This is a genomic window from Sporofaciens sp. St.21A7, from assembly GCF_059728535.1.
Genome location: NZ_BAAGFN010000001.1, coordinates 808,848 through 833,758, shown reverse-complemented (window position 1 = coordinate 833,758; position 24,911 = coordinate 808,848). Strand labels below are relative to the sequence as shown.

The 24,911-nt window shown below is 43.5% G+C and carries 24 protein-coding genes; 1 reads left to right on the top strand and 23 read right to left on the bottom strand.

The window, feature by feature from the left end; translation table 11 throughout:
* Window positions 1-19: 19 nt before the first annotated feature.
* Window positions 20-742 carry a helix-turn-helix domain-containing protein gene (locus tag AC6I3O_RS03935; protein ID WP_497849819.1) on the bottom strand — a complete coding sequence of 241 codons (723 nt, stop codon included), beginning with the start codon at window positions 740-742 and terminating at the stop codon, window positions 20-22.
* Window positions 743-895: 153 nt separating this feature from the next.
* Between AC6I3O_RS03935 and AC6I3O_RS03930 the strand changes: the two genes are divergently transcribed.
* Window positions 896-3,163 (top strand): glycoside hydrolase family 3 C-terminal domain-containing protein, encoded by a 2,268-nt coding sequence (locus AC6I3O_RS03930; protein ID WP_497849818.1) that lies wholly within the window; start codon window positions 896-898, stop codon window positions 3,161-3,163.
* Window positions 3,164-3,251: 88 nt separating this feature from the next.
* Here the strand turns inward: AC6I3O_RS03930 and AC6I3O_RS03925 are convergent, their stop codons facing one another.
* The 22 genes from AC6I3O_RS03925 to AC6I3O_RS03820 are packed head-to-tail and all read right to left on the bottom strand — an operon-like array spanning window position 3,252 to window position 24,899.
* Window positions 3,252-3,947, bottom strand: a complete 696-nt coding sequence (locus AC6I3O_RS03925; protein WP_497849817.1) for a thioesterase II family protein — start codon at window positions 3,945-3,947, stop codon at window positions 3,252-3,254.
* Window positions 3,948-3,949: 2 nt separating this feature from the next.
* Entirely contained in the window at window positions 3,950-4,174 is a 225-nt protein-coding gene (locus AC6I3O_RS03920) for a phosphopantetheine-binding protein (protein WP_497849816.1), read from the bottom strand.
* 2 nt (window positions 4,175-4,176) lie between these two features.
* A complete protein-coding gene (locus tag AC6I3O_RS03915; protein ID WP_497849815.1) occupies window positions 4,177-5,685 on the bottom strand; it encodes an amino acid adenylation domain-containing protein in 1,509 nt (502 codons plus the stop codon).
* 17 nt (window positions 5,686-5,702) lie between these two features.
* The gene (locus AC6I3O_RS03910) at window positions 5,703-6,485 is read right to left on the bottom strand and encodes an AAC(3) family N-acetyltransferase (protein WP_497849814.1); all 783 of its coding nucleotides are present in this window, start codon (window positions 6,483-6,485) and stop codon (window positions 5,703-5,705) included.
* On the bottom strand, window positions 6,486-7,805 hold the full coding sequence (locus AC6I3O_RS03905) for a DUF4910 domain-containing protein (protein WP_497849813.1): 1,320 nt from the start codon (window positions 7,803-7,805) through the stop codon (window positions 6,486-6,488). It abuts the gene before it with no gap.
* Window positions 7,790-8,833 carry an N-acetylneuraminate synthase family protein gene (locus AC6I3O_RS03900; protein WP_497849812.1) on the bottom strand — a complete coding sequence of 348 codons (1,044 nt, stop codon included), beginning with the start codon at window positions 8,831-8,833 and terminating at the stop codon, window positions 7,790-7,792. The genes AC6I3O_RS03905 and AC6I3O_RS03900 overlap by 16 nt, the downstream gene beginning before the upstream one ends.
* A gap of 16 nt (window positions 8,834-8,849) precedes the next feature.
* A complete protein-coding gene (locus tag AC6I3O_RS03895; protein WP_497849811.1) occupies window positions 8,850-10,457 on the bottom strand; it encodes a cytidylyltransferase domain-containing protein in 1,608 nt (535 codons plus the stop codon).
* A gap of 7 nt (window positions 10,458-10,464) precedes the next feature.
* Window positions 10,465-11,577, bottom strand: a complete 1,113-nt coding sequence (locus tag AC6I3O_RS03890; RefSeq protein WP_497849810.1) for a polysaccharide pyruvyl transferase family protein — start codon at window positions 11,575-11,577, stop codon at window positions 10,465-10,467.
* On the bottom strand, window positions 11,574-12,257 hold the full coding sequence (locus tag AC6I3O_RS03885) for a CatB-related O-acetyltransferase (RefSeq protein ID WP_497849809.1): 684 nt from the start codon (window positions 12,255-12,257) through the stop codon (window positions 11,574-11,576). The genes AC6I3O_RS03890 and AC6I3O_RS03885 overlap by 4 nt, the downstream gene beginning before the upstream one ends.
* 27 nt (window positions 12,258-12,284) lie before the next feature.
* Window positions 12,285-13,676: an oligosaccharide flippase family protein gene (locus AC6I3O_RS03880; protein ID WP_497849808.1), complete on the bottom strand. Its 1,392-nt coding sequence runs from the start codon at window positions 13,674-13,676 to the stop codon at window positions 12,285-12,287.
* A complete protein-coding gene (locus AC6I3O_RS03875; protein WP_497849807.1) occupies window positions 13,673-14,836 on the bottom strand; it encodes a hypothetical protein in 1,164 nt (387 codons plus the stop codon). Before AC6I3O_RS03875 ends, AC6I3O_RS03880 begins: the two co-directional genes overlap by 4 nt.
* Before the next feature lie 12 nt (window positions 14,837-14,848).
* A complete protein-coding gene (locus tag AC6I3O_RS03870) occupies window positions 14,849-15,994 on the bottom strand; it encodes an O-antigen ligase family protein (RefSeq protein WP_497849806.1) in 1,146 nt (381 codons plus the stop codon).
* 30 nt (window positions 15,995-16,024) lie between these two features.
* Window positions 16,025-16,486: an acyltransferase gene (locus tag AC6I3O_RS03865; protein WP_497849805.1), complete on the bottom strand. Its 462-nt coding sequence runs from the start codon at window positions 16,484-16,486 to the stop codon at window positions 16,025-16,027.
* Window position 16,487: 1 nt separating this feature from the next.
* Window positions 16,488-17,258 carry an SDR family NAD(P)-dependent oxidoreductase gene (locus AC6I3O_RS03860; RefSeq protein ID WP_497849804.1) on the bottom strand — a complete coding sequence of 257 codons (771 nt, stop codon included), beginning with the start codon at window positions 17,256-17,258 and terminating at the stop codon, window positions 16,488-16,490.
* A gap of 47 nt (window positions 17,259-17,305) precedes the next feature.
* Window positions 17,306-18,595, bottom strand: coding sequence for an ATP-grasp domain-containing protein (locus tag AC6I3O_RS03855; RefSeq protein WP_497849803.1), 1,290 nt, complete (start codon window positions 18,593-18,595; stop codon window positions 17,306-17,308).
* A 20-nt stretch (window positions 18,596-18,615) separates the two neighbouring features.
* Window positions 18,616-19,377 (bottom strand): MBL fold metallo-hydrolase, encoded by a 762-nt coding sequence (locus tag AC6I3O_RS03850; RefSeq protein ID WP_497849802.1) that lies wholly within the window; start codon window positions 19,375-19,377, stop codon window positions 18,616-18,618.
* Window positions 19,370-20,617, bottom strand: coding sequence for a glycosyltransferase family 2 protein (locus AC6I3O_RS03845; RefSeq protein WP_497849801.1), 1,248 nt, complete (start codon window positions 20,615-20,617; stop codon window positions 19,370-19,372). The genes AC6I3O_RS03850 and AC6I3O_RS03845 overlap by 8 nt, the downstream gene beginning before the upstream one ends.
* A 20-nt stretch (window positions 20,618-20,637) precedes the next feature.
* A complete protein-coding gene (locus AC6I3O_RS03840; protein WP_497849800.1) occupies window positions 20,638-21,288 on the bottom strand; it encodes a PIG-L deacetylase family protein in 651 nt (216 codons plus the stop codon).
* Window positions 21,254-21,946, bottom strand: coding sequence for a sugar transferase (locus AC6I3O_RS03835; protein WP_497849799.1), 693 nt, complete (start codon window positions 21,944-21,946; stop codon window positions 21,254-21,256). The genes AC6I3O_RS03840 and AC6I3O_RS03835 overlap by 35 nt, the downstream gene beginning before the upstream one ends.
* A gap of 13 nt (window positions 21,947-21,959) precedes the next feature.
* Window positions 21,960-22,844 carry a UDP-3-O-(3-hydroxymyristoyl)glucosamine N-acyltransferase gene (locus tag AC6I3O_RS03830; RefSeq protein WP_497849798.1) on the bottom strand — a complete coding sequence of 295 codons (885 nt, stop codon included), beginning with the start codon at window positions 22,842-22,844 and terminating at the stop codon, window positions 21,960-21,962.
* An 11-nt stretch (window positions 22,845-22,855) separates the two neighbouring features.
* Window positions 22,856-23,692, bottom strand: coding sequence for a 3-hydroxyacyl-CoA dehydrogenase family protein (locus AC6I3O_RS03825; RefSeq protein WP_497849797.1), 837 nt, complete (start codon window positions 23,690-23,692; stop codon window positions 22,856-22,858).
* Window positions 23,693-23,708: 16 nt separating this feature from the next.
* A complete protein-coding gene (locus AC6I3O_RS03820) occupies window positions 23,709-24,899 on the bottom strand; it encodes an acetyl-CoA C-acetyltransferase (protein ID WP_497849796.1) in 1,191 nt (396 codons plus the stop codon).
* Window positions 24,900-24,911 lie beyond the last annotated feature (12 nt).

Sequence of the window (24,911 nt, the reverse complement as noted above, 5' to 3'; positions counted from 1 at the left end):
GATCGCACCTCTCTTCTGCTTAATGACTCCGCCTATACTGCCCCGGAGTCATTCCCGTGTATTTCCTGAATATCCTGATAAAATAACTCTGCGTCGAGAAATACAAGTACTGGCTAATTGACGCCAGCGTCTCATCCGAATTGACCAGCATATGTTTTGCCGCCTCTACCCGTTCCTTCTGCACGTAATCAACGATAGACATCCCTACTTCTTTCTTGAAAATCCGGGACAAATGGCACGGACTTAATCCTACTGCATCCGCCGCATTTTCCAGCGTAATCTTCTCATGGAGATGAATCGTAATATAGTGCAGAGCCGCCTCTATCTTACTGCTGTAATGCCTGTTTCTCGCCACCGCATAAGTGTATTCCCGGAAAGCCCGGTCGCTGAGTTTACCTAACTCCTCAGCCGAAGTACACTCCTCTCCCTTCAAAATATAGCTGTCGCTCATGGCATACGCCAGCTCTTCCGGAAGTCCGCCGTCCATGGCATACCTGGTAAATATGGTGATGGCGGCAATCAGCATATTCTTCTGGTGGCGGAGTGCATCCTTTGACAGGATGCCTTCCGTCCCATCCGGAGGAATCCGAGCCACGGAATCCAACAAGTCCACCCGCCCTTCCCGGATAACCCGGTATTTCTCCTTCTCATATGCATATGACATGTGAGGCTGCGCAAGCTCTCTCCTCTCAAACATACTATCTTCTCTATATGCCTTCAAAAAATCCGTTTTCTTATTCATGGTCATTCTCCAAATCCTGATATTCGCACTCTGCATCTAAACGTATTAACAAAATTTTACTATATTTAACAAGAAATTACTATATATTTTATCATATAACTGGTAAATTTAAAGTATCCAAAAACAATATCTTATGTAAAGGAGATACTGACCATGAACCGAAATGTAAAAGAACTCATCAGCCAGATGACTCTGGAAGAAAAAGCCGGAATGTGCTCCGGCCTTGATTTCTGGCGCCTCAAAGGCGTAGAACGGCTTGGCATCCCAAGCGTAATGGTAAGCGACGGCCCCCACGGCCTGCGCAAGCAGGATGAACAGGCAGACCACCTTGGAATCAACGACAGCATCAAAGCCGTATGTTTCCCGCCCGCCGTATTAAGCGCATGCTCTTTCGACCGTGATCTCATGCATGAATTCGGCGACGCCATCGGAAAAGAAGCTCAGGCAAACGACCTCTCCGTCGTCCTTGGACCTGCCGTCAACATCAAACGTTCCCCTTTATGCGGGCGTAATTTTGAGTATTATTCCGAAGATCCCTACCTTGCAGGGGAAGCAGCCGCCGCATTCATAAACGGCGTACAGGAACACCATGTGGGAACCTCAATCAAGCATTTTGCCGCAAATAATCAGGAATTCAACCGCATGAGTTCCTCCTCCGACGCAGACGAGCGCACCTTGCGGGAAATCTATTTCCCGGCGTTCGAGACTGCCGTTAAGAAAGCCCAGCCTTACACATTCATGTGTTCCTACAACCGGATTAACGGAACCTTCGCCTCTGAGAATCCGTGGCTCCTGACGGAAGTCCTGCGTGACGAATGGGGATTCAAAGGATATGTGATGTCCGACTGGGGCGCTGTCAATGACCGTGTGGCAGGGCTAAAGGCCGGACTGGAACTTGAGATGCCGTCATCCAACGGCGTTTATGACAAAGAAATTGTCGAGGCTGTGAAAGACGGCTCTCTGGAAGAAGCGATTCTTGACCAGGCTGTGGAGCGCATTTTGAACATTATATTTGAATATACGGACCATCGAGAGGAACAGGCGTTTACGCTGGAAGCTGACCATGACCTTGCGAAAAAAATCGCGGCAGAATCTATGGTTCTGCTGAAAAATGATTCCATACTCCCGCTAAAAGAGACGGAAAAGATTGCATTTATCGGAGAATTTGCCAAAAAGCCCCGTTTTCAGGGCGGCGGAAGCTCCCATATCAACAGTTTCCGTGTCAGCAACGCCTTAGATGCTGTTTCCGGAAATGCAAATATCACTTATGCCAAAGGATTCCCGGCTAACGACGACATTTACGACGAGACGCTTGCAAAAGAAGCAGTAGAAACTGCGAAAGCGGCAGATAAGGTTGTTATCTTTGCTGGTCTTCCGGACAGTTTTGAGTCCGAGGGATACGACCGTACACATATGCGTCTGCCCGAGTGCCAGAACCGTTTGATTGATGAAATCCTTGCCGTACAATCCGAGGTAATCATCGTCCTGCACAATGGTTCTCCTGTGGAAATGCCTTGGCTCTCGGGCGTAAAAGGGCTTCTGGAGGCGTATCTCGGCGGGCAGGCCGTGGGAGAAGCCGTCGCCGACATCCTGTTTGGCAAAGCGTGTCCTTGCGGGAAACTGGCGGAGACGATGCCTTATAAGCTGTCTGACAATCCCTCTTACCTTTCTTTCGGAGATGGGAAAAATGTAAACTACCAGGAAGGCATTTTCGTCGGATACCGTTACTATGACGCGAAAGAAATGCCGGTAGCTTTCCCCTTCGGGTACGGGCTTTCTTATACCAGTTTCGCCTACAGTAATTTGAAGATTAACAAAACTGAAATCGGAGAAGATGATACCGTGACGGTTTCTGTGGATGTGACGAATACCGGCGATATGGAGGGGAAAGAGATTGTCCAGTTATACATAAGCGACCAGACCAAAGCGGCACGCCGTCCAATCCGGGAGTTGAAGGGATACGAGAAAGTATCCTTAACGCCTGGTGAGACAAAGACCGTGGTTTTCACTCTGAATTACAGGAGTTTTGCATGGTATAACGTGGGAATCAAGGATTGGTATGCGGCTTCCGGCGACTATAAGATTCTAATCGGCGCATCTTCCCGTGACATGCGGCTGTCGGGGAATGTGCATCTAACAGCAGAGAAGCGGCTTCCGATTCAGGTGCATATGAATACGACGCTTGGAGAATTGTTGGCGGACGAGCGTACTGCGGGATATGTGGCGCATTTTAAGAAGCAGTTGGAAGGAATATTCGGGATGTCTTCTGAAGGCGGCAAGAAAGAGGACGGAGACGTGGCTATCAGCGATGCGATGAATCATGCGATGGTGGCATGTATGCCGCTGCGCAATGTTGTGTCCTATGGGATGTGTGGGAAACAAGAACTTTTGGATATGATTGAGAAGATGAATCAGTTGTAAAATCTACATAATTTGATATACTCCCTTCTAGTTAAACAAGTGAATGAGTAAACTCTTGTAGTAGAAGGGAGTATATTTTATACGGCAATCATTCCCCCATTCCTAATGCTTTTTTCACAACTGCAGCAACATTTTTATGTTTCTCTAATATAAAAAAATGATCGCCCGAAAACTCATAATATGTAATCTGCCTACTGCAAACTTCTTGCCAGCGCTGCACATTTACAAGCGGCGTATCTGTCTCGGAAAATAATACTGATACAGGACAGTCAATCTTTTTATCTGTGGACATGAACCTGTGTTGTTCTGCAATATTAAAATCCGCCCTTAATGTTCTTGAGAATAATTTCAAGAACTTCCGTCTTTCAATCAGCCTTTTATCAACGCCTCCAAGCTTTATAACTCTATCCCAAAACTCCTCTTCCGGAAGCCTTGAAATTGGAGAAATCTCCTCCTTGTTATTTTCACAAGCACATATAAACAAATGTTTTGGCTGCGCCACATATCCCTTGGCTACAAGATCATATACAAAGAACCCACCGATACTATAGCCAAGAAGCGCATACGGAATACTATTGTCTCGATGCTCGTTAATATATGCACAGATATCATCCATAAATAATCCGTAATCTGTGAAAAAAGGTTCCTTTGCCCTTCTTCCACGTCCTGCATATTCAATCGTATTCACTTTTATATATGGCTCAAGATCAGCGCAGAAAGCATCAAATTGCGATGCCTTTGAGCCTGAAAATGGAAGAATAAAAAGTTCAAGCTTCGTTCCCATGATTAACCAATCGCTTTCTCTAACATTTCCTGTATGGCTTTCGCAGACTGAAAATTATCCGGGTCAATCTCATCCGGGTCAATTTCAATTGAATACTCCGTTTCAATTTCAGAAATGATCGAAACAATATCAATTGAATCCAGGATTCCCTCATCAACCAAATTCTGGCAAACCATAAAATTAACTTCGGGTTTTATCCTATTTAAGATTTCGAGTAACTTATCCATACTTACACCTCCGTATATTCCTTCTTTAATTTCACCCTATCTATTTTCCCATTGAGATTCATCGGCATCGTCTTCAAATGCTCATATCTGTTAGGGAGCATATAATGCGGTATCTTATCTTCCATTATTTCAGAAACCTCATCACTTTTTACTTTTCCAGTATAAATTGCAATTATGTCACTATTTTCAGGGTTAAATACGCAGCATGCGCTCTCTACTTCATTGACGGACATAATGGCATTTTCAATTTCACCCAACTCTATTCTATGTCCCAGCCGTTTTACCTGAAAATCTTTTCTTCCGGCAAATATAATGTCTCCAGCTTTCTTATATGCTAAATCTCCAGTTTTGTACATCAACTCAATCCACCTTTGATTTATTGGATTCTGTACAAACACATCTGCTGTTTTTTCTGGATTATTATAATACCCATTCGACAGACATTGACCCAAAATACAAATCTCTCCTATTTCTCCTTCGGCAGCCTCTTTATTATCATCTGTTATCAGAAGAATTTCGCTATTTTCACATGCCCTGCCAAGCGGCAGCTTTTCATCATCCTGAAAATCCCGGTCTATATCATAATACATACAGGCATACGTTGCCTCCGTCGGTCCATACATATTAACATAGAGGGCCTCAGGAATATATTTTTTCCAAACATTCAGATGTTTACAAGGCATGACTTCTCCACAGAATATGACCAATCTAATCGTTGTTGGAACCGCAATATGAAACGCCTTGCAATTTACAACATTACACAAAGCTGACGGAACCCACACCAGTGTATTTATGTTTTTTTCAATAATGAATTGAAGAATTTTCTTTGGAAATGTGTAATAGGATTTAGGCGGAATATATACGGCAGCCCCTGTTTTAAGCGGGATATATAAGTCCGGAACTGAGGCGTCAAAATAAAACGGAGCCTGATTACAAAGCGTTGTCGTTTCATCCAAATTGTACTTTTCACAGACCCAATCCATAAAATCAATCACTGCTGCGTGAGAAAGAGTAACCCCCTTAGGAACGCCGGTTGAGCCGCTTGTGAATAATACATAAAGTAAATCTGTACTTTTTGAATATGACCGAATATAATCAAGTGCTTTCTGGTTTATACCGCCGGTCACAGCATCCTTGTAATGAACTGTTGTAATCCCAGCGGGAAGCTCTGCAAGATTCTTTTCCGTAACATCATCATAAATAATAATACTTGGATGGAGCGTATCGAGAATCAAGTTAATTCTTTCTGACGGCATCTGGCTATCAATAGGAACATAAAAGCATCCTGCATACGCTGCTCCGAAAAAAGCCGCAACGTTATATGCCCTCTTTTCCATATATACCACAACCGGTTCATGTAAACCTATGCTTTCAGAGATGCAGCTTCCTATTCTCTTTGCACAATCTAATAACCTGCAAAACGAAAACTCTTCCTTGATATCAGAAAATGCTATTTTGTCAGGATATTTTGATGTAATATTCTCTAAATCCTGAAGTATTGTCGTTCTCATAATCTCCCCCTCTCCTGCTATTGAAATATAATTTCTCTTTCAATATTAAAATCGTAAATGTTTCTGCATTGGTTTGAAATAATATCATCACAGACAATCGGAAAGCTCGCAGCCAAATCAATATCATAGCATTCCAGCCCATTTATATTGAGCCTTTTAGAAACACCCTTTTCCTCAAGAATAGATCCCATCTTGTTAAATACTTCTTTGGGCTCTATCTCGAGTTTTCTGGCCGCATAATTGTATGTGCGTTCTTCTTCTATCCCCTCTGCATCAACATAGATTCCAGAGAAGCTCTTTGCAAATCGATAAGGGACATTACATACCACTTCTGCATAGTGGACAAAGGTCATTGCATGAACATAGTCTGTGCCAAGAATAATCTGTCTCACGTGCTTACCAAGACAATATCCAAACGGTGAGTCTATACCAAAAGAGTTCTTATTATCCATTCTGACAAGTTCTTCCTTTTCTTTTCCCCATACCACAAATGAATGCATTGGGTGCTGAGTACGGCAAAAATCAGCCCGTCCTAGCGCAATATTGCCTAATGCTCCCGTCGTTCCCTTTGTGTTCAAGACATCATATCTGCCTTTATTGCTGAATTCAAATGAAAATACCGGAATCATTAAAGTCCCTTCTGTTCCCACAGCCTCTTGAAATGTATCAATAAGCACAGACCCATCGAACTTTATTCCCTCTTTCTTAAACCGGAGAACTAATTTAATTAATTCAGAAGAAAGCCAAACCCTGTCCCCCTTATTTATTTGAAACTGTTCTACCAGACTTTTATAGTCCATCTACTTTACCTCGCTAAATAAATCAGCCGCCATAAGCGTTTGTGCTATCTCGTGAAGCCGTGTTACCGGCACTCCGATTCTATTGCTTATCTGGAACAGATCTTGTGTACCGTCAGCATAAGCAATAAAGTCCATCATATCCTTTACTGTTACTGACGATCTATGAAAACTCTCTGTTGGATATAACCCTCTCGCTCCAAGCTGTGGTTCACAGTAACAATTAACTTTGTATTTTGTATTGTACTCCAGAGACATGATTATCTCTTTATATATATCAAATGCTCTTTGCAGCCCTTTCGGGCTAATCAAGCTCATGTCATCTGCGCTCGTATGATACTCTGGATACTCGTGGTATTTTGAACAGCAAACACTGCATACTGGAAGCTCCACTCCCGGTGCGTTATACTGACGTTCATCAGAGCCTCTATGTAGAAAATCATAACTTATATATTCCGGATACATAAAATGAAGAACATTCCTCGCCGCTTGATCCGCAAGTGTATTGCCATATTTGCTTGACACATACGAGACAGCTCGTTCATCACCTACACAGGTTAAGTTGTAGCCGGCAATAATCCGCTCCTTCATGGTATCGAGATTTCTTGAAAGGTAAGTTATCGCTCCTATTGTCTCTGCTACCCAAATGAAACGATATGAATATTTCCTTTTTTTACTATTTTGAATCCATTTCGCTAATTCCAACTGCACCACCGGACCGGATAACTCATTATTCGCCATCGAGGGGTGGCATACGTAAGTTGATAAGAAAATCTCTTTATTTGATTTACCCGGAATCAACAGTTCGCCATACGACAAACTTCCCTCAAACAACTTGCTCTTAATAATCACATGGTACTGCCCATCTTTCAGAGACATCCTCTGATTGTGCGCGACACAGAACCCCCAACGTTCCTTGTAATAGCTGGTTACATATGGAATCCAGTCCGGATACTCCGGAAGTGAATATAAATGCTTATCCAATTCTTCTAAGGAAACCCACTCATCAATTGGCGAAGAATATCCTACAACATGGAGATTGTTCTGCTTGAAATCGACGATTATGTTTCCATCCGCATCTTCGATATATGCATCTTCGATTTCCCATTCATTCGGTATTGTCCAATCAAAAACCTTTGTCCCGGTAGGAATCTCATGGATTATCATATGTGGTATCTCTTTTTGGATACGCCTGAGCGTTGTCCTTGTTCCTTCCCCGGTAATACTCCTGCAAACTGGAAATAATTCTCCCGCCAATTTATACATTCGTTTTCCTTGGGAATCATTCTCTGTGTTCATCTTCCTTTTTACACCATATCCCAAGTCAGGATTGTGTCCTCCTCTAAATCTTTTACAACCTTTCGGCCTACAACAATATCTGTATAGACTGGTGAAATACCAGTTCCCGGACGTTTCGGCATTAAATCTTCTTTCCGGATAACTTCATCCGCTTTCATATCTCTAGTCAAGACCAGGGAACGTCTTGCTTCACGTCTCGGAATCCATTCACACTCAAGAACCGTCTTCTCTCCACTACCAAGAACCATATCAATCCACTTGAAGTTTGCAATCGCTTTTTTGAAATCTTCAGGTTCTCCTGCATGATAGTGATCATTGCCAGGCAGTTTTTTGTCAAGGGTGAAGTGTTTTTCAATGACATCTGCACCGATCATATACGCCGCAGCTAAAGTCATCATCGTATCGTCCGGGGCAACATGATCACTGAATCCAACCTTCACATTCGGGAAATCCTTCTTCAAGGTTTCTATAATTCGTAGATTCGCATTCTTCGGAGCAGTCGGATATGAAAGGACGCAATGTAGAATTGTGATATCCTTACAGCCAGATTCTTTCAAAACTCTGACGGCTTCATCAATTTCAGAAAGATATGCCGCGCCTACAGACAGAAATACCGGTTTCCCTTTCGCTCCGATGTGTCGGATAAAGGGCAGGTTGGATAGATCAGAGGAACTAATCTTATAAAAATCAACCATATCTTCCAGATAATCTGCCGATGCATAGTCAAAAGGCGTGGAGGTAAAATCAATGCCTTTGGAATGCGTATACTGGCAAAGCTCGCGGTATTCATTTTCCCCAAAGCTATCATGCTTTAAAAACAATTCATATTGTGTCCTGGTTGGTTCCTTCGTCGTATCCCAATATGCCGGTGAATTCTTTGAGACAATCGTGCCAGCCTTATAAGACTGGAATTTTGCACAGTCAATCCCTGCCTCCGCCGCCTTATCAATATAAAGCTTCGCCGCTTCAAGCGGAGAAATATCCATCACTCTAGCCGTGTCATAAAAATTAACACCAATTTCAGCAATCAAATACGGTTTAGAATTTCTCATTTTTTCCCTCTTTCTTTTACAAATTCTGTATCAATCGAATTACACGTTTACGACCATTCTTCAAATCATTCTGAAGCAGCTTATTTTGCAACCCCTGTCTATCTTCCTGGGGCATAGTCACATACATATCAAGCGCTGACTCAATCATATGGTCAGATGGGTTTGTACCCATATACATAAACCCATTCTCGTCACAAACGAAACCATGTCCCTCTTCCCTTACATTCTGCGAAAGAACAATCGACGGAATCCCTAGGATTGCAAGTTCATATGCCGTCCTTCCTCTCGAAGTCAAGGCCACATCGCATTCGCTCATTAATTCCGGCATATTTTTTACATCAAAATATACATCCATGTTTTTGGATTTGTTGTACTCCATAAGTGCATCGACATTTTGCTTTGCACGGCCAAGAGCAATGATAAAGTAAAGATTCTTATACTTTTCTTTGCTAATAATTCTAAACACTCTGTCCGTGTAATTCTGCGGATCTGCACCGCCAAAACAGATAAATACCTTCTCGACTTTTTCTTTCATCTTGACTGGCTTATACATTAAGAAAATTTTCGGAGCAATATAGTATTTTTCACCGCCATAGAAATTTTTGCCTTCCTGTTCGGAATAAAGTGCATTGAAGACCAAGTCGGCTTGTCCTGCGCCTTCTCCCTCGTCCTCAAAATTGATGACTTTACCATTTTCCGGCATAACGCTTCGAAGACCAATCATATAATCAATGGATGTAGCAAGGATGTCATTGATAAAGACTGTATATTTCTTCTCTTTTATTATTTGAAACAGCTCGGCGATTCCGTTTACAGGTATCAGGTTATGCGTTGTATTACCAAAAAGTATTCTATCTGTTTGATTGCTGTCATAATAAATATCCGGTTTTGAAAGAAATTCATCTGCAAGCTCAAGAGCCCGGTATATATGGCCTGTACCTCTCAAGGTATTACCGTTCACATAGATAGCAACCTTCTTCTGATTAAGAATCTCGCCTACCGCATACAAGTCAATAAACGTGTCTACATCTATCGCTTCATTTTCTGAAACTTCATATACATCAAGTTTCTTCCCAATTCTACTATTTTCAGAAACTACCGCTCTCTTAGATACAACAAACGCTCCTGTTTCCATATAATTAGCCGGAAGATACTGCCGATTCAATCTTTTCTCATAATTCGGCACTGCCCGCCCGTTTTCTTCCCTCCATGAAAGATGGGGATGATTGATTGCTGAAATTACAGTGTCCAAATCGTCTTCTATCGTATGCCTGATTGCGTCATCAAGTGTTGAAACTTGAAGGGTTGGAGAGGTGGGCTGCATTGTAATCACATAGTCATATTCCTTTTCATCATTCACAACAGCATCGTATATAACAGCATCCAGCGCCACGGAATCCTCGCAAAGCTCCGGCCGTCGCCAATGGCAGCGAACGCCCATCTGTTCCGCTATAATCTTAACTTCATACGAGTCGGTGGAAACAACAACATCCGTTATATAGTTTGATAAAATAGCATTGTTGATTGCATAAAAAATCATCGGATGTCCATTTACAGAGCGAATATTTTTATTAGGTATTGCTTTTGACCCAGCACGTGCCGGAATTACAGCCAGTATCTCCATTGTGATATCACCAATCCTTTATCTTGCTTATGTGTCTGATTAATTGTTCAAAGTAAAACTGCATTCTTTTGAACGCCAATTCATACTCTATCCAATCCGTGTAATCATTTCGCTCTATATTTCTTAGGATCTCATCTTTCAAGTATGTATTGACTGAGGGAAACAGTTTGTTTTCCAGGCGTTTTGCAAGTTCCGGCTTAAATTGCCTTCTATCGTTATAAACATGTATGCTGCCAAGGCCAAGAGCCTGATTAACGCCAGCGCCTCTACCGTCCTCTTCAAGTAACACCGTCCGATTTCTTTTGCTTAAATTATAGATATGAGCATGGACTCTAAACCCTATGTGAAGATCGCAATCATCATAAATGGAAAATCCTTCGCATCCTCCAGCTATATTAACCCATCTGATACGATTTTTTTTCAATGTTGGCTCAATTCCGGTTCTCCTTAACTCACCCCGTTTGCCTTCTTCTTTCTCCCATGCTCCTCGATGAAACACATAAATCATATCTGCTGCGGGGTATAACTTTTTAAGTAGATCAATTAGATTTACAGCCGCATTTGAATTGTTAACATTTGCAGGATCGGAAATGCATATTTTCTTAATTCCATTGATTTCCCGTAAAGTGGAGCTTCCAACATTCTCAATGTCATACCATGCGGGGCAACCATGCATTTCTGCCTTGAATCCCTTGCTCTTGAGCATATTAACTGTATACCAATCCCTACAACTCAGGCATCCTGCGGAAGCCTCTATTTTCTTTAGTAGTTTCATACTGGTATGATCCATTTCATAATTAGCAACCGATTCATACCTATAATCCGGTCCATACCACCCTCCTCCTATATTAAGCATAGGAAGTCCGAACGAGTCGAGGTTTGAAACAAACGGAATATCTCCCGGATGGATATGGTGGGTGAAAAAAGGTCCGCCTCCAAATACGACTCCATCCTTATCTTTAAGATGAGATTGGATTGTTTGTTCATTTTCTCCTTCCCACAAAGCATCAATTTCACAATTGGGGAGCGTATACTTTATTAGATTCTGCGATCTAAGAGATATTAGGAAATCTCCCGAATTTTTTATTGCCCCATGTAAAAAGAGTATTTTCATCATCATTTCTCCCTATTATCAGCAAACGCCTTTAATTTCGCAGCCGTTTCATAGTCTAATTTCTTCCTGAACAATTCCAAGCATTCGCGTATTTCCTTCGGCTGCCAATTCCACCATTTTATCTCTTCAAGAACTTCTATCGTCTTCTCATCGAATCTTGCTCCAATTTTTTTAGCCGGAACTCCTCCCCAGATTTCATATGGAGGAATATCCTTAGTAACTACTGCACCGGCGCCGACGACAGCCCCATTGCCAACAGTCACTCCTGCAATCAAGGTCGCATCACATCCTATCCAAACATCATGCCCGACTTTAGTTCTTTTCTGCGGTAAATTATCATCAAAGTCAACAACACCATATTCTTTTCGATATGTGAGCGCACAATTTGTTATTGTTGAAAAAGGATGTGTCGGAGCGCCGATTGTTACGTCCCATGAAATCGAACAATACTTTCCAATATCCGCTTCCCGGATTTTATCGTATCTTCCGATAGAGGTATGGTTGCCTATATGACTATTCTGAATTTGTGCATGGTGTGCAACAAAGACAAAATCTTCAAAGCTGCACTTGTTATCTATATCTATTCCATTCCACACCCCCCCCCCAGAAAATCCTGGACACATCTTATAGTACTTATTCCATATGACGTGTTTTACTTTATTCTTAATGCTATTTTTTATCGACATTTCAATTCCCCCTATCCTCCGACCCCTTTAGAATATGGCTCTTCTTTTTATTACTCTATATCCCTCAAACCCACCTGCAAATAAAGCTATTATCCACCTGACATACCATTCAATGCCTACCACACTTAGAATACCTATCACGGAAACAATAATGATATACGGTATGATGGCCTTGATAGAGAATGGATATTCTGTACCTTTTACCACATATTTCGCGGCAAAATAATGGAACAGGAATTGGATAATATATGAAATTAACGTTGCAGTCGCCGCCCCGTATGCTCCCCATCCTTCAATTAAAACATAATTGAGAATAATATTTATTATGGCAGAAGCTGTACTTCCCACTGCAATAACTTTTGTCTTCTTGTGATATATTTCATAATTAATTGGGAAGCTATACAAAAATATAAAATAAAAACCAACAACAAAAATGGGGATGATTGATGAATGGCTTCTATACTCCTCTGATGCAAAAATCTTGTACACTTCCGGAGTGAACATCATAAACCCAACGCACAATACGGAAAACAATTCTAAATAGTTTTTTGTCTGTTTTTTTATTCTGCTTATATTTCCTGCTTTTGTATTATCATAATAAACTGGCACCCAGGTATTATTCAAAGCTGACCAACATACATTAATGACATTACTAAAGGTGTAAGCCAAACTATATATGCCCGCTACGGAACTACTTTGCATAGCCTGAAGCATGACCCTGTCTGACTGGCTTAGGATTATTCCTGAAATACCATGAAAAACCATTGGAACTGCTAATGGAAGTGCAAATTTCCAATAGGTATAGTTTACAACTTCTTTTCCTTCCAAAAGGATATAGATGGCAATAAAGACCCCTATAACGAAATACGGTATTGTCATTCCATAGATTCTTCCCCAGTAATTATTTTTCGCATCATATCCGTTTATCATGATAATTGAAAGAACAATTGTGATAACCGATATTCCAACTGACATATAAAAGTTAAGATCAGCCCTAAATTCGTATGTGAATTTGCTGTTTGCAAACATAACACAAAACATTCCAAATCCCTGAATAATCATCATAACCACAAACAGCAACTGGGATGAGTTAACAATTGCAACGATGACTAATGTCAAGATTGAAAATCCTATAAAAATTAATATTGACAGCGACAAGATAGATGACTGGTATCCAGCTTGTTCTTCTTCTTCATATTCTGTTATTCCCATTACTATCGCCCCGTTCATTCTAACGAAAAATACAATCGTTATCACCGTTACCCAAGTATTAAATACAGAAACAATTCCGTAATTTGCAGTTCCAAGTATTCTTGAAAAATAGGGTGAAGAGAAAAACGCAAGTCCTTGCAATATAATGGTACTTAGAATGTTAAACAATGCTATAACATTTTGGTTTTTTAATTTCCCTTTGCTCATATGCCCAGCTCGGCTTTCATAATATCTGACAAACGCAAAGTTGCATGATTAAGATTTTTCATTCTTAAATAAATCATATCTTCCATATCATAGGCAACGTCATCGATTACAGCATCTAAGCTATTTGCTAATGCTTCTGATAATACCGTGGACCTTGTTGCGACAACATAATCCGTGTTTGTAATAGAGTCTCCTATCGGAACTTCTCTTGCATTCTCAAGATGTATCATCCCATCATTAAAAACAGCCCTTACAGCTCTTGTATTCCTTGCTCTCGGATGGTTCCGCAAATTAACGGAATACCCTTTCACAATAAATTTCATTAAAACATTGCGTATACGAATCAGTTCATTCCTAGTTTCATCTCCGGCAAGATAATATGTTAAATGGTATTCAGGGGTAATCTTCTTAATTAAATTGCCATCGAACCTTTTACACTTGAATGTGCGTGCAAAATCTAATCGAGTGTTTACTAACTCTAAATTCTTAATGCTATCTTCATCCCACACATAGTACTCTGAGAATCGGAAATATGCTAAGTTGGGATCATAACAATAATCTCCATGTTGGATACCAATATATTTAACGCCTAAATGTTCACAGTAATTTGTCAATATACTTGTTGTAAAGTCTTCATCGGTCTGAGTTGTAATAATTACTGACGGCTTAAATTTTAAGATTAAATGCTGGATTCGATAAATATGAATCATAACGCTGCAATTCATAAAAAAAGAAAATGGATATCTTTTGGCAAGTTCCTTGCATAATTCGCGTCCATGGTCATCAAGATAAAATCCCTTTATTGGTATCTTGTAATCGTTTGCCAAAATTGAAGCAATATTGGAATATTCACTTAACACTGACTCCGGCAAATCTTCCAGCACAAACTTATATTCATCATTCGGGCAAATAAATATTGTTTCCAGATTATTTATTCCATTTTTATTCTTGTTATGATTTGTATTTATTTTATTCATCATTAACAATACTGGATATTGAAGCATACAAAACACATTCAGTACATAGTATAACTGAGTCCTAAATAATTTCCTGCCTAAATAATGCCGTCTTACTCGCTCATAGTCATCTATCTTATTGCTGAACCTTTCAGTAATCTTTTCCCATTTATGCAGTTTTTTCACATATTTCTTGAAATCCATTTTTGAAATCACCTATATTAACATTTCTTTATTTTTCAATGCGTTCATAGCAACATATAGTATTGCTGAAATACAAATCCACTGAAAAAGGAATACTCCTGTAAAAAATGGATGCATCATGCAGATAATAACATAAACGAAAACAGGAAATAACAAATCATATGTATCAACTTTCACCCTTTTTATGATACCTTTTATGATAATGAATGCAGATAGCAAAAAAACTACTAAACCCACACACCCATATGTCAGCAATATTTCTATCAGAAAATTATGTGCCTCCAACCGTTGAGACATCATCTGAACATAATCGTTTCCTGTACCAAACAACCTATTATTACTGCTCTCTAAAGAAAATTGTTTGAATGCTTGTCTCCATATGGCAACGCGTGTTCCCAATGCATAACTGTCGATCTTTATCGTTCCATTTGCAATAAAATAGATTACTACCATAGCGCCTATCATGGCAGTTGCTATGATAGCAGAAATCAGTTTCCTCCCCTTTGTTGAAAAAAACAATCTCATCCTTCGGCTCATAATCAAAAACATCATTGTCTCCAAAATGCATAATATAAATGCCGTATCAGATCCAGTTGTTAATATGTTTATATATGCCGTAATAATGAATAATCCTTCTTTTATGTGCAACGCTCTTCGGCATTTTTGAATTTGTGTTACAATGACGGCCAGCATAACAACAGACGCGCCTGCACACCCATTTACGGAGCCTAAAACAAAGAAATCGCTTAGCCACTCTATTTTCATAATTGTCTGAATACTATAAAGAATATTAAGGCCAATCATAATATAAATCAGCAGATTTAAACACTCATCTCTTTTCGCCGTTGTGCTAAATGACAGAAGAAACAGGGCCGGTGCACAAATTCCTTTCGTAAGACCTATAATCCTTATTATTTCATCTGTTTTGACATTTCCCATTTTATGCTGCATATAGCACATGAAGAAAAAGAAAATGATAGTCAGCGCCAAGACACTGTAGTTCCTATTTCCAATTATTTGCTTGATTTTCTTCCTCTCTATTATGGCTATTGACACTAAACAGAATGCAGAAATAAATTCTGCAAGCATACCTCCGAACATAATGGTAAATGTATAAACAAAAAAAAGCGCTCCGTTCAATGACACTTTTAGTTCCATATGCGCCTCCACACATTTGAAAGATAAGCATTATGTTTTCCGCTTTTCCCTCAGTTCATCATAATTCCCAATGACCTTAGCCGGTACTCCTCCTACAATACTTCCAGGAGGAACATCTTTGCCCACGACAGCCCCTGCAGCAACAATGACATTTGGTCCTATATTGCAAGGACCTAGTATAATAGCATTTGCCCCTATAAACACATTATCAAAAACTTCAATTCTGCCAACATGTTCCTTATACTTTTCTTCGCCCATATGATTGAATACGCTGTGAATTGCATCATGAGGCACAAATTTAGCCCCTGATGCCACTTCGATATTATTATGGAGAAATATATTCTCAGCCCTTAGTGGAATCAAACCAACTGGCAGCCTGACGTCTTTACCACAGCCGCCATATATATGATGTTTCCTTACATAATCTCCACGCTTTTTAGACGAAAACAATATCAGCAATCGAAAGGATTGCCATGCTCTTTTAATATCCATTTCAAATATACTCCCCAGCCGTCACTCTAAACGTGCTTCCAGTCATCATGGAGCTTGCATCCGACATAAGATAAATCAAAGCTTCCATATAGTCGTTGCGCTCACACATACGACCCATGGGAAGGATTTCAGCAGCACGTTTTCTCAGCTCTGCTTCTCTCTCCCCCTGGCTTAATCTAAGTTCTACTTCCCCCTCCGTGGGGGTCCACCCCAGCGTCAAATAATTGCAACGAATCTGCTCTGCGGCATATTGATGAGCGATATGTTCATTCAGTATCCTCAGCACACCTTTCGTCATCGCATACGCAGCCCTGTCCTTCTGTCCGCCCCAGGCATGTGCAGAACCTGTAAGAACAATCGAGCCGCCGCCGTTCATTCTCATGTAATTCACTGCTGCCTGACAGCAGAAGAAAGCCGCTTTATAATTCACGTTTGTCACCCAGTCAAAGGTCTTCTCATCACAGGTATCAAGCGGGCTTACCGGAGTCACACCGGCATAATTGAAGAAACCGTCGATCTTCCCGAACTTCTCAAACCCAGCATCAAATAGGCGCTTGCACTCTTCCATCTTCTGCAAATCCGTGTGGACGAATATACCATCAGAACCAAAAGTCTTAATATTCCTAACCGCTTCTTTGCCAGCCTTTTCATCGCGGCCGCCTATGACAACCATTGCGCCTTCACGGCCGGCGACCTCAGCAAACGCACGGCCAACCCCCTTTGTGCCTCCAGATACAACAATCACCTTGTTTTTTAATCTCTCAAATTCCATCCGTGTTCCCTTTCTTTCAGTCAAAGTCGGTCTACAAGGAGAGAACATTATCGTTCAAGCGCCTTATTTACATTAAATCCTTTCAGGAGCATATTATTGCCATCCTCATCCATAACTTTTACCGTGTTCATATAATACTCCAGTGTATCAGCCAATTCCTTTTTACTATTACAGACAAGGTACATACGGGTTAATACCTGTTTTTCATTACCGATCCATTCAGGAAGAACGGTATCTCCTTCGTGCAAACGTTGAATGTTTGCCACAACCCTATCATCTTCATAAAGATTTTCCATACCAACTATTTTATCTATCTTTCCTTCTTTCAACAGAAACCACAACGTAGCTGCCCACTTACCTCGCAGCCTCGTATCGTCGGCGGTCCTAAGGTCTATATCCCCCTCAGAACCAGTCAATGCAAAACGGATTAACATTTCACGCTGGTCAAAACCATGAATCGCCTTCATGAGCAGATGAGGCGCTTCGCCCTGAAGACGGAAACCTGTGTCATACACATAAAACTCTCCATTCTCATAGAAACCCGAGAGCATTAAAACGCCATTTTTAATACCAATCTCTTTAAATAGACGCAACGCATTAGGATGCATACGCTCAAAGTATTCTTCAAGATGTTTGGACGGATATGTACCGCCAAGGCAAACACGGGAAAGTCCTGGCTGCTCATCTGTCGTATAACGGTCATAGATGCAGGATGCGGAGCAGTACCCGTCTTTAAAGGTGTAATACATCCCCATATCATCACACTGCATGTACTTTTCAACGATAAACCGCTTTTTTTTGCTGTTCTCAAGAGCCTCTTCTACACCTTTCCTCAGCTCATCCTCGTTGTAAGCTACAGTCATACCGACACCGCCGCCATTATCAACAGGCTTAACCATGACCGGGTACTCGATCTTGTCCAGATCTTCACGTTTCATATCGGCGTCCAGATAAAACTCTGGTATGCCGTGAACGCCAAAACGTTCACAAGTGGCCTTAAAAACATCCTTGAATGCAAACACATCCACAATCTGCTGTGTGGCATAGCATGGAAGCTCCAGTGCTTCGCATACTTTACAGTACGCGGGGACAAGGATATCGGCAACGCCGACAAGCACGCCGTCAACCTGTTCTTCTTTTGCAAGCGCCACCAGGCCAGGGACATCCATACCGTCAACGTCATATGCCTTCCATGCGGCGCGCTTTGCCGGGTCGGTATGGCGCGCAGAAGACACAACCGTTTGGATTCCCATGCCATTAGCAATCTCAACCAGCGGGACCGTCTCTGGATTGCCGCCAAGGATCAGCAATTTCTTACCTTTAAATTCTTTGACCATTTTCATTTCTCCTTCCGCTCTCAGAGCGTATATTGTTCCCCCTGTCCCATAAGCAAGAAAGGCAATTCCTTTTCCGTCATAATGTCATAGAACCTGCCTACATCTCCGTGATGTGCCGCAAACATCCCATAATGGCATGGAATGGTGACTCCGGGAGCCAGAAGCTCTGCCAGCACCGCGCACTCCTCTTCATCCAGATTCCCATAAGCTCCGTTAATGGGGGCAATCAGCACATCTAAGGGCTTTTCAACCTCATCCAGGGAGTCTGTCCGCAGGCATGTATCGCCTGTCTCGTAAATGGTTTTCCCGTCAACTTCCACAACCACGCCGACGGCATCAGGCGCGCCGGTTCCGTGGTCACAGTTGACAAACTTGATATCAAAATCGCCAACCGTCTCATAGCTGCCGGGTGAAACATAGATAATGTCCGATTTGTAATATTCCAGCCTAAGTTGTTTTACCAGCCTGACGCAGCCTGCAGAGCAGAGCAGCTTTGTACCTCCCCCCATCATTTCAGGCACAGAGTCAACATCGAAGTGGTCAAGATGGGGGTGCGTGCAGATGACTGCATCAAAACGGACTGCCGCAGGCTCCAGAATCCTTGGCAGCAATCTCTTAAATCCTTTATTCCCTTCTACTCTCTCCACGCATTCCGACAGATATAGGTCAATAGCCAGAAGCTGCCCGCTGCTACTCTTGATAATGTAACCTGCCTGCCCTACTGAGAAAATATGTGTCTGCCCTGTTCTTGCCGAAAGCATCTTCTTTGCTAAATCAAGCATGTGATAAAACCTCGCATTTCTTTTTTGCTTCCATCTTTTTTATCGTATCCACATCAAGGAAACGTTCTATTAAATGTCCTTTCTCTTCCGGTACTGCCACCGTGAGAATTCTGTCTTTGCTTATCCCTAGATCCAGCAGCCTTTTCACAGATTTCCCTGTCGCAGCAGGATCTACGGAAGCAACCAGGACATAATCAAAATTAGTTTTTGTCACAGCCTCCACTGGATCGACGTCCAGGCAGCACCTCCTATATTCCCAATAGTCGTCGTCAAGCCATGCCGCCACATTACAGTGGTCCGTTTCCCTGAAACGTCTGACTAGCTGCTGACCGAACGTTCCGGCGCTGTAAACTGCCACCTTTTTGCCGTAGTAGGCGGTATCAAAGACTGAAAAATCATCCTGGGGAGTCCTGCCGCCGGAGCGCATGACTGCCATTGAGAGGACATAATCCCTGACTTGTGCCGCAATCTCCAAGCTTGGATCTGTGGACTGACTCCACTGTGTCATATAGCGGTACAGGTAACTCAATTTTTGAGCCTCATCCCCATAGCACGCGCTCTGCTTGAGCATACTGTCTTCCCTTTGCCGGTAGTGATATGCCACATTACCGACGACTGCCACACGTCTGCAGTTCAGGAGTGCAGGATATGTAACCGCCCCGTCCTCACCGATCGAAATTCTGTCGTCTACCATCGATTGCGGCGTGAGCAAGACTTCCCTTCTAAACAGCTTGTTCCAGACGTAGGTGCTGATTCCAGGGCGGTAGTAAGACCCGTAAGAAAGCATGTTCTTCCATAAATATTTAAGCTTCTCTCCTTCGTAAATCCCTGACGGCAAAGCATTGGAAAAATGTGCGGATTTCGAGAATAAGTCCCGTGTCAGCCCGGCACAGACCATATCTGCGCCGGATGTATATACGGCTGTATAAAGGACCTCTATAAATCCCGGACCAATCCAGTCGTCCCCATCAACATAAGCTATGTAGTCACCGCCGGATATCCTAAGCCCCGCCTTACGAGCGCTTACCAGTCCACCGTTAGGTTTGTGGATGACCTTGATTCTGCTATCCTTCTTCGCATACAGCCTGCATATCTCAGGGCACCTGTCTTTTCCCCCATCGTCAACAAGGATGATTTCGAGATTCTGGTACGTCTGGTTCAATATACTTTCAATACATATGCCAATGTATCTGTCTATCATGTAAACCGGAACAATTACACTGATAAGCGGTCTGTCCATTTCACCCTCCTTATACAGCCTTACCACATCTCACGGACAACAGCAAACGCCTCCGCATATCTTCTGCATACCGTACTGCCGCGATGCATCGCCAATGCCCGTATCGCTTCCAGCGACCTTGGATGGGGATACTCCCGCAACTGGCTTGCATGGCACTTCATCGCTTCCAGCTTAATCTCTAATTCATCTGTAATGTCAACAAACATGCCCGGAATAAACGAATGCTCCACAGACGGGGTATTCCAATCCGTCTCTGACAACGTTTCATATGCATAAATCCCTTTCAAATCCGGAAACGACACCGGACGAAGCGCTACCATTGCAGCCTCAGCCGTCATCCTATGATCGATATGCATATCACCTTGATGCGGAATAAAAACAACATCCGGTTTCAGGTCTGACATCGTTTCCTGAAAGGCACGGTTAAGCTCCGTCGTCTTCATTTCTCTCAGACCTACCGCCGGTAGATTCATGAAATGCGTCTTTGCTCCTACCAGTTCATGGGATGCCGCCGCCTCTCTTTTCTGATGCTTTACCATCTCATCCTCCAGATCGCCTGCCGTCACTTCGCAGACAATCACCTCATTCCCCGCCTTTGCCAATTTTGCCATTGTCCCTCCAACGCCCAGTATCTCATCATCGTTGTGGGGAGCAATTATCACTGCCCTCATTTCCCCTACCACCTTTTGCATCTGAATTCAAATTTTCTCCCGTAAATTCTTCCCGGTTCCCTTCAACCCGGTATCCGGCTCCCGCCACTGCTTCACGTAATACCGCGAACACCATTTTCACATCTACCCAAAAGCTGCAATGTTCTATGTACCATACGTCATTCTCAAACTGGTCGTTCCAGGTCCATGTATGCACCGGTTTCAACGGGACACATGCAAATCCCGGCCGCACCTCATGACGCTGCATATGCCGCTTGGTATAGAGGGGAAGATACTTCGCAAGCAGCGGCCTTGGACCGATGATGCTCATCTTTCCTGTAAAGATGCACAACAGTTCCGGCAGCTCGTCAAGGGACGTGCGGCGGATAAACTTCCCAAACTTTGTGGCGCGCTGCTCTTCTGGAAGAAGATTTCCCTCTGCATCCGTCTCGTTTGTCATGGAACGGAACTTGCACAGCTTGAATACCTCTCCATGAAGCCCTGGTCTTTCCTGCTCAAACAAGATGGGCCTGCCATGATAAATGAGTTCCAGGACGGACAGAAGCAACAGCAAGGGACTCAGCAGTATCATCGCAATGCCGCTGAGGAGGATATCCAAAAGCCGCTTGCCTGCGACTGTATAAAATGTTCTTCTAACCTTTGGCAGCTTCTCTGTCATATCAACGCTCCTGTCACTTCGCCGGATTTCCCTTCACTACCGCGCCGTCGCCAACGTCGCCAACTACCACAGCCCCCATGCCCACCATCGCCTTATCTCCGATATGGCGTCCGTTGCGAATCGTGGAGTTTCCGGAAAGAAATGACTGTCTGCCTGTCGAAGAGCTGCCAAACATGATTGTCTCGCCAACAATAAAGGTATCTTCGCCCACCACAACATTGTGAGAGATAAAAGCGCTGCTGTCTATTTTTGCGCCGCGCTTTAAGACGGTATTGTCAATGGCTCCCCGACAAATCACTGTAAGCGCGCCAATCTGCACGTCATCCTCGATGACTACGCCGCCAAACTGCGGCATCGTTAAAGCCCTTCCTTCCTCATCCCTGTCCGTAGACAAGCCGTCTGCTCCGACCACCGTATTCTCCCGGATAATCACCCGGTTCCCAATGTGTACTTCCCCCACCAAACGGGTTCCGGCGCCAATATAACAGTTGTCGCCTATCTCAGTTTCTCCGCCTATGTATGCGCCTGGCAGGATCGTACAATCCTTTCCGATTACAGCCGTTTTTGCGATATATGCGCCGCCTGCAACTTCAAATTCTTCTTTTGGGGGATAATAGGTAATCTGGTTATCCCGATAAAAAGCGCAGTACCCGTTTTTTGCAGATGTACATTGTACCACTGCATGCCGATTTGCAATCTTTTCCGGGACCTGGATTTTCTCCGGCCAGAATACCAGACAGTTTTTACAGTCAAGCAGTGCGTCTGCTTTGTCCATATACTCTTCTGTGACGAACATCACGGCGTGGTCTTTCGGATAGTTCAGCGATGCCGGACGACAGACCACGAACTCCTTTTCCGGAACATATCGGTTTACATTTACTTCAAAGTATGTCTTCATACCTATCCCCTTTAATACGGATAAAATCCTTCGCCTGTTTTTCTCCCAAGTTTTCCCTCTCGGACCATCTTCTTGAGCATGGGCTGCGGAAGATATCTGTTATCTCCTGTTTCTTTCAGCATCACATCCAGAATCGCCAGCACGACGTCCAGACCAATCAAATCCCCTAACGCTAGGGGGCCCATCGGTTGGTTTGCACCCAGTTTCATTGCCGTATCAATATCCCCAGCCGAAGCAACGCCCTCTGCATAGATTCCGACGGCTTCGTTAATCATCGGGATAAGGATGCGGTTCACCACGAATCCGGGAGCCTCCCTGACTTCTACCGGAGTCTTTCCGATATTTCGGGCAATCTCCATCACCTGGGCAACCATATCCTGGGGCGTGTCGTCTGCCGCAATCACTTCAACCAGTTTCATCACTGGGGCTGGGTTGAAGAAATGCATTCCCACCAGCGGCCGCCTTATGCCCCTGCCGATTGACTGAATCGGAAGGCTTGATGTATTGGTGGCAAAAATCGTGTGGGAATCACATATGGCGTCCATCTCCCGAAATAACTTTTGCTTCACCTCAAGATTTTCTGCTACCGCCTCTATCAAGAGGTCCGCGTCTTTTGCATGTTCTTTGCCGCCCACCAGGATTTTACCCAGATACCGATTGATTTCTTCCTGTGTCAGTTTTCCCTTTGCAGCCAGCTTTTCAAAAGCTCTCTCTATCTTATCCCTGCCGTCGCTCTCTGACGTCTCCCTTCCCTTACACAGATAGACCTTTTCCGTCTTTTCACACTGCGCAAACACCTGGGCAATCGCAGGGCCAAGGGTTCCGGTTCCAATTATTGCAATAATCATCCATGTTCTCCAGTTCTCAAATATTTTTTATCATGGCGCTGCATCCCATGCCACCGCCGATACAGAGCATTGCCATGCCGGTCCTGGCATTCTTCTGTTTCATCCCATGGATGAGGGTCACAAGAATGCGGCATCCGGAAGCTCCTACGGGATGGCCAAGCGCAATGGCTCCGCCGTTCACATTCAGCTTTTCGTCCGGAATATTTAATTCGCGCTTGACTGCTATAGACTGCACGGAAAAAGCTTCGTTCCCCTCAATCAAATCCATATCGTCAATGGTAAGGCTGCATTTTTCCAATAGTTTCTTCGTGCTTTCCACCGGGCCAATTCCCATGATTGCAGGGTCAACGCCGCCAAGCGCCCCGCCGATCCACTCTGCCTGGGGCTGCAGCCCCAACTCCCTGCCCTTTTCCTCTGAAACTAGGACAACTGCCGCAGCTCCATCATTAATTCCCGAGCTGTTGCCGGCTGTTACGATACCTCCATCCTTAAAAGCAGGTTTCAATCGCGCCAGAGCGTCTGCCGTGACGCCGGGCCTGGGACCTTCATCTGTGTCAACCACGGTATCGCCTTTCCGCCCCTTTATGACTACTGGGACAATCTCTTCCCGGAACCTGCCTGCCGCTATCGCATCCGCAGCTTTCGCCTGGGAAAGGGCGGCGAACTCATCTGCCTCCCGGCGTGTAATGTTCCATTTCTCTGCTATATTTTCTGCTGTAATGCCCATGTGGTAATGGTTGACGGCATCCCACAGCGCATCGTTCACCATCGTATCTACCAGCGGCGTTTCCGTCATCGGACTGCCCATGCGATATCCGTATCTAGCGTCCATGAGCACAAACGGAGCCTTTGACATGGATTCCATGCCGCCGGCTACCACCACGTCGGCTTCTTTGGCGCGGATGAGCCTTGCGGCAGAATTGACCGCGTCCAATCCTGAGCCGCAAACCACATTGACTGTCTGTGCCGTTGCCGAAAACGGAAGCCCGGCTTTCCATGCCGACTGCCTTGCCACATTCTGCCCAAGCCCTGCCTGTATGACACATCCCATGTATACGTGGTCTACCTGTTCTGGGGAAATTTTGCTTCTTTTCAGGGATTCCCTGATAACCAGCGCCCCTAAGTCTGCTGCCGATACCGAAGCCAGCGCCCCGCCCATTTTGCCGATTGGGGTGCGGCAGGCCCCTAAGATGAAAACTTTCTCCATCTGCATTTTCCT

Coding starts and splice junctions, on each gene's coding strand:
- AC6I3O_RS03910 (WP_497849814.1), bottom strand. CDS start 6,485: ATGGACTATAAAAGTCTGGTAGAACAGTTTCAAATAAATAAGGGGGAC.
- AC6I3O_RS03835 (WP_497849799.1), bottom strand. CDS start 21,946: ATGACAGAGAAGCTGCCAAAGGTTAGAAGAACATTTTATACAGTCGCA.
- AC6I3O_RS03925 (WP_497849817.1), bottom strand. CDS start 3,947: ATGGGAACGAAGCTTGAACTTTTTATTCTTCCATTTTCAGGCTCAAAG.
- AC6I3O_RS03820 (WP_497849796.1), bottom strand. CDS start 24,899: ATGGAGAAAGTTTTCATCTTAGGGGCCTGCCGCACCCCAATCGGCAAA.
- AC6I3O_RS03935 (WP_497849819.1), bottom strand. CDS start 742: ATGAATAAGAAAACGGATTTTTTGAAGGCATATAGAGAAGATAGTATG.
- AC6I3O_RS03890 (WP_497849810.1), bottom strand. CDS start 11,577: ATGATGATGAAAATACTCTTTTTACATGGGGCAATAAAAAATTCGGGA.
- AC6I3O_RS03895 (WP_497849811.1), bottom strand. CDS start 10,457: ATGGAGATACTGGCTGTAATTCCGGCACGTGCTGGGTCAAAAGCAATA.
- AC6I3O_RS03930 (WP_497849818.1), top strand. CDS start 896: ATGAACCGAAATGTAAAAGAACTCATCAGCCAGATGACTCTGGAAGAA.
- AC6I3O_RS03870 (WP_497849806.1), bottom strand. CDS start 15,994: ATGGAACTAAAAGTGTCATTGAACGGAGCGCTTTTTTTTGTTTATACA.
- AC6I3O_RS03825 (WP_497849797.1), bottom strand. CDS start 23,692: ATGATTATTGCAATAATTGGAACCGGAACCCTTGGCCCTGCGATTGCC.
- AC6I3O_RS03840 (WP_497849800.1), bottom strand. CDS start 21,288: ATGAGGGCAGTGATAATTGCTCCCCACAACGATGATGAGATACTGGGC.
- AC6I3O_RS03875 (WP_497849807.1), bottom strand. CDS start 14,836: ATGGATTTCAAGAAATATGTGAAAAAACTGCATAAATGGGAAAAGATT.
- AC6I3O_RS03880 (WP_497849808.1), bottom strand. CDS start 13,676: ATGAGCAAAGGGAAATTAAAAAACCAAAATGTTATAGCATTGTTTAAC.
- AC6I3O_RS03845 (WP_497849801.1), bottom strand. CDS start 20,617: ATGGACAGACCGCTTATCAGTGTAATTGTTCCGGTTTACATGATAGAC.
- AC6I3O_RS03850 (WP_497849802.1), bottom strand. CDS start 19,377: ATGCTTGATTTAGCAAAGAAGATGCTTTCGGCAAGAACAGGGCAGACA.
- AC6I3O_RS03920 (WP_497849816.1), bottom strand. CDS start 4,174: ATGGATAAGTTACTCGAAATCTTAAATAGGATAAAACCCGAAGTTAAT.
- AC6I3O_RS03885 (WP_497849809.1), bottom strand. CDS start 12,257: ATGTCGATAAAAAATAGCATTAAGAATAAAGTAAAACACGTCATATGG.
- AC6I3O_RS03900 (WP_497849812.1), bottom strand. CDS start 8,833: ATGAGAAATTCTAAACCGTATTTGATTGCTGAAATTGGTGTTAATTTT.
- AC6I3O_RS03855 (WP_497849803.1), bottom strand. CDS start 18,595: ATGGTCAAAGAATTTAAAGGTAAGAAATTGCTGATCCTTGGCGGCAAT.
- AC6I3O_RS03830 (WP_497849798.1), bottom strand. CDS start 22,844: ATGAAGACATACTTTGAAGTAAATGTAAACCGATATGTTCCGGAAAAG.
- AC6I3O_RS03860 (WP_497849804.1), bottom strand. CDS start 17,258: ATGGAATTTGAGAGATTAAAAAACAAGGTGATTGTTGTATCTGGAGGC.
- AC6I3O_RS03865 (WP_497849805.1), bottom strand. CDS start 16,486: ATGGATATTAAAAGAGCATGGCAATCCTTTCGATTGCTGATATTGTTT.
- AC6I3O_RS03915 (WP_497849815.1), bottom strand. CDS start 5,685: ATGAGAACGACAATACTTCAGGATTTAGAGAATATTACATCAAAATAT.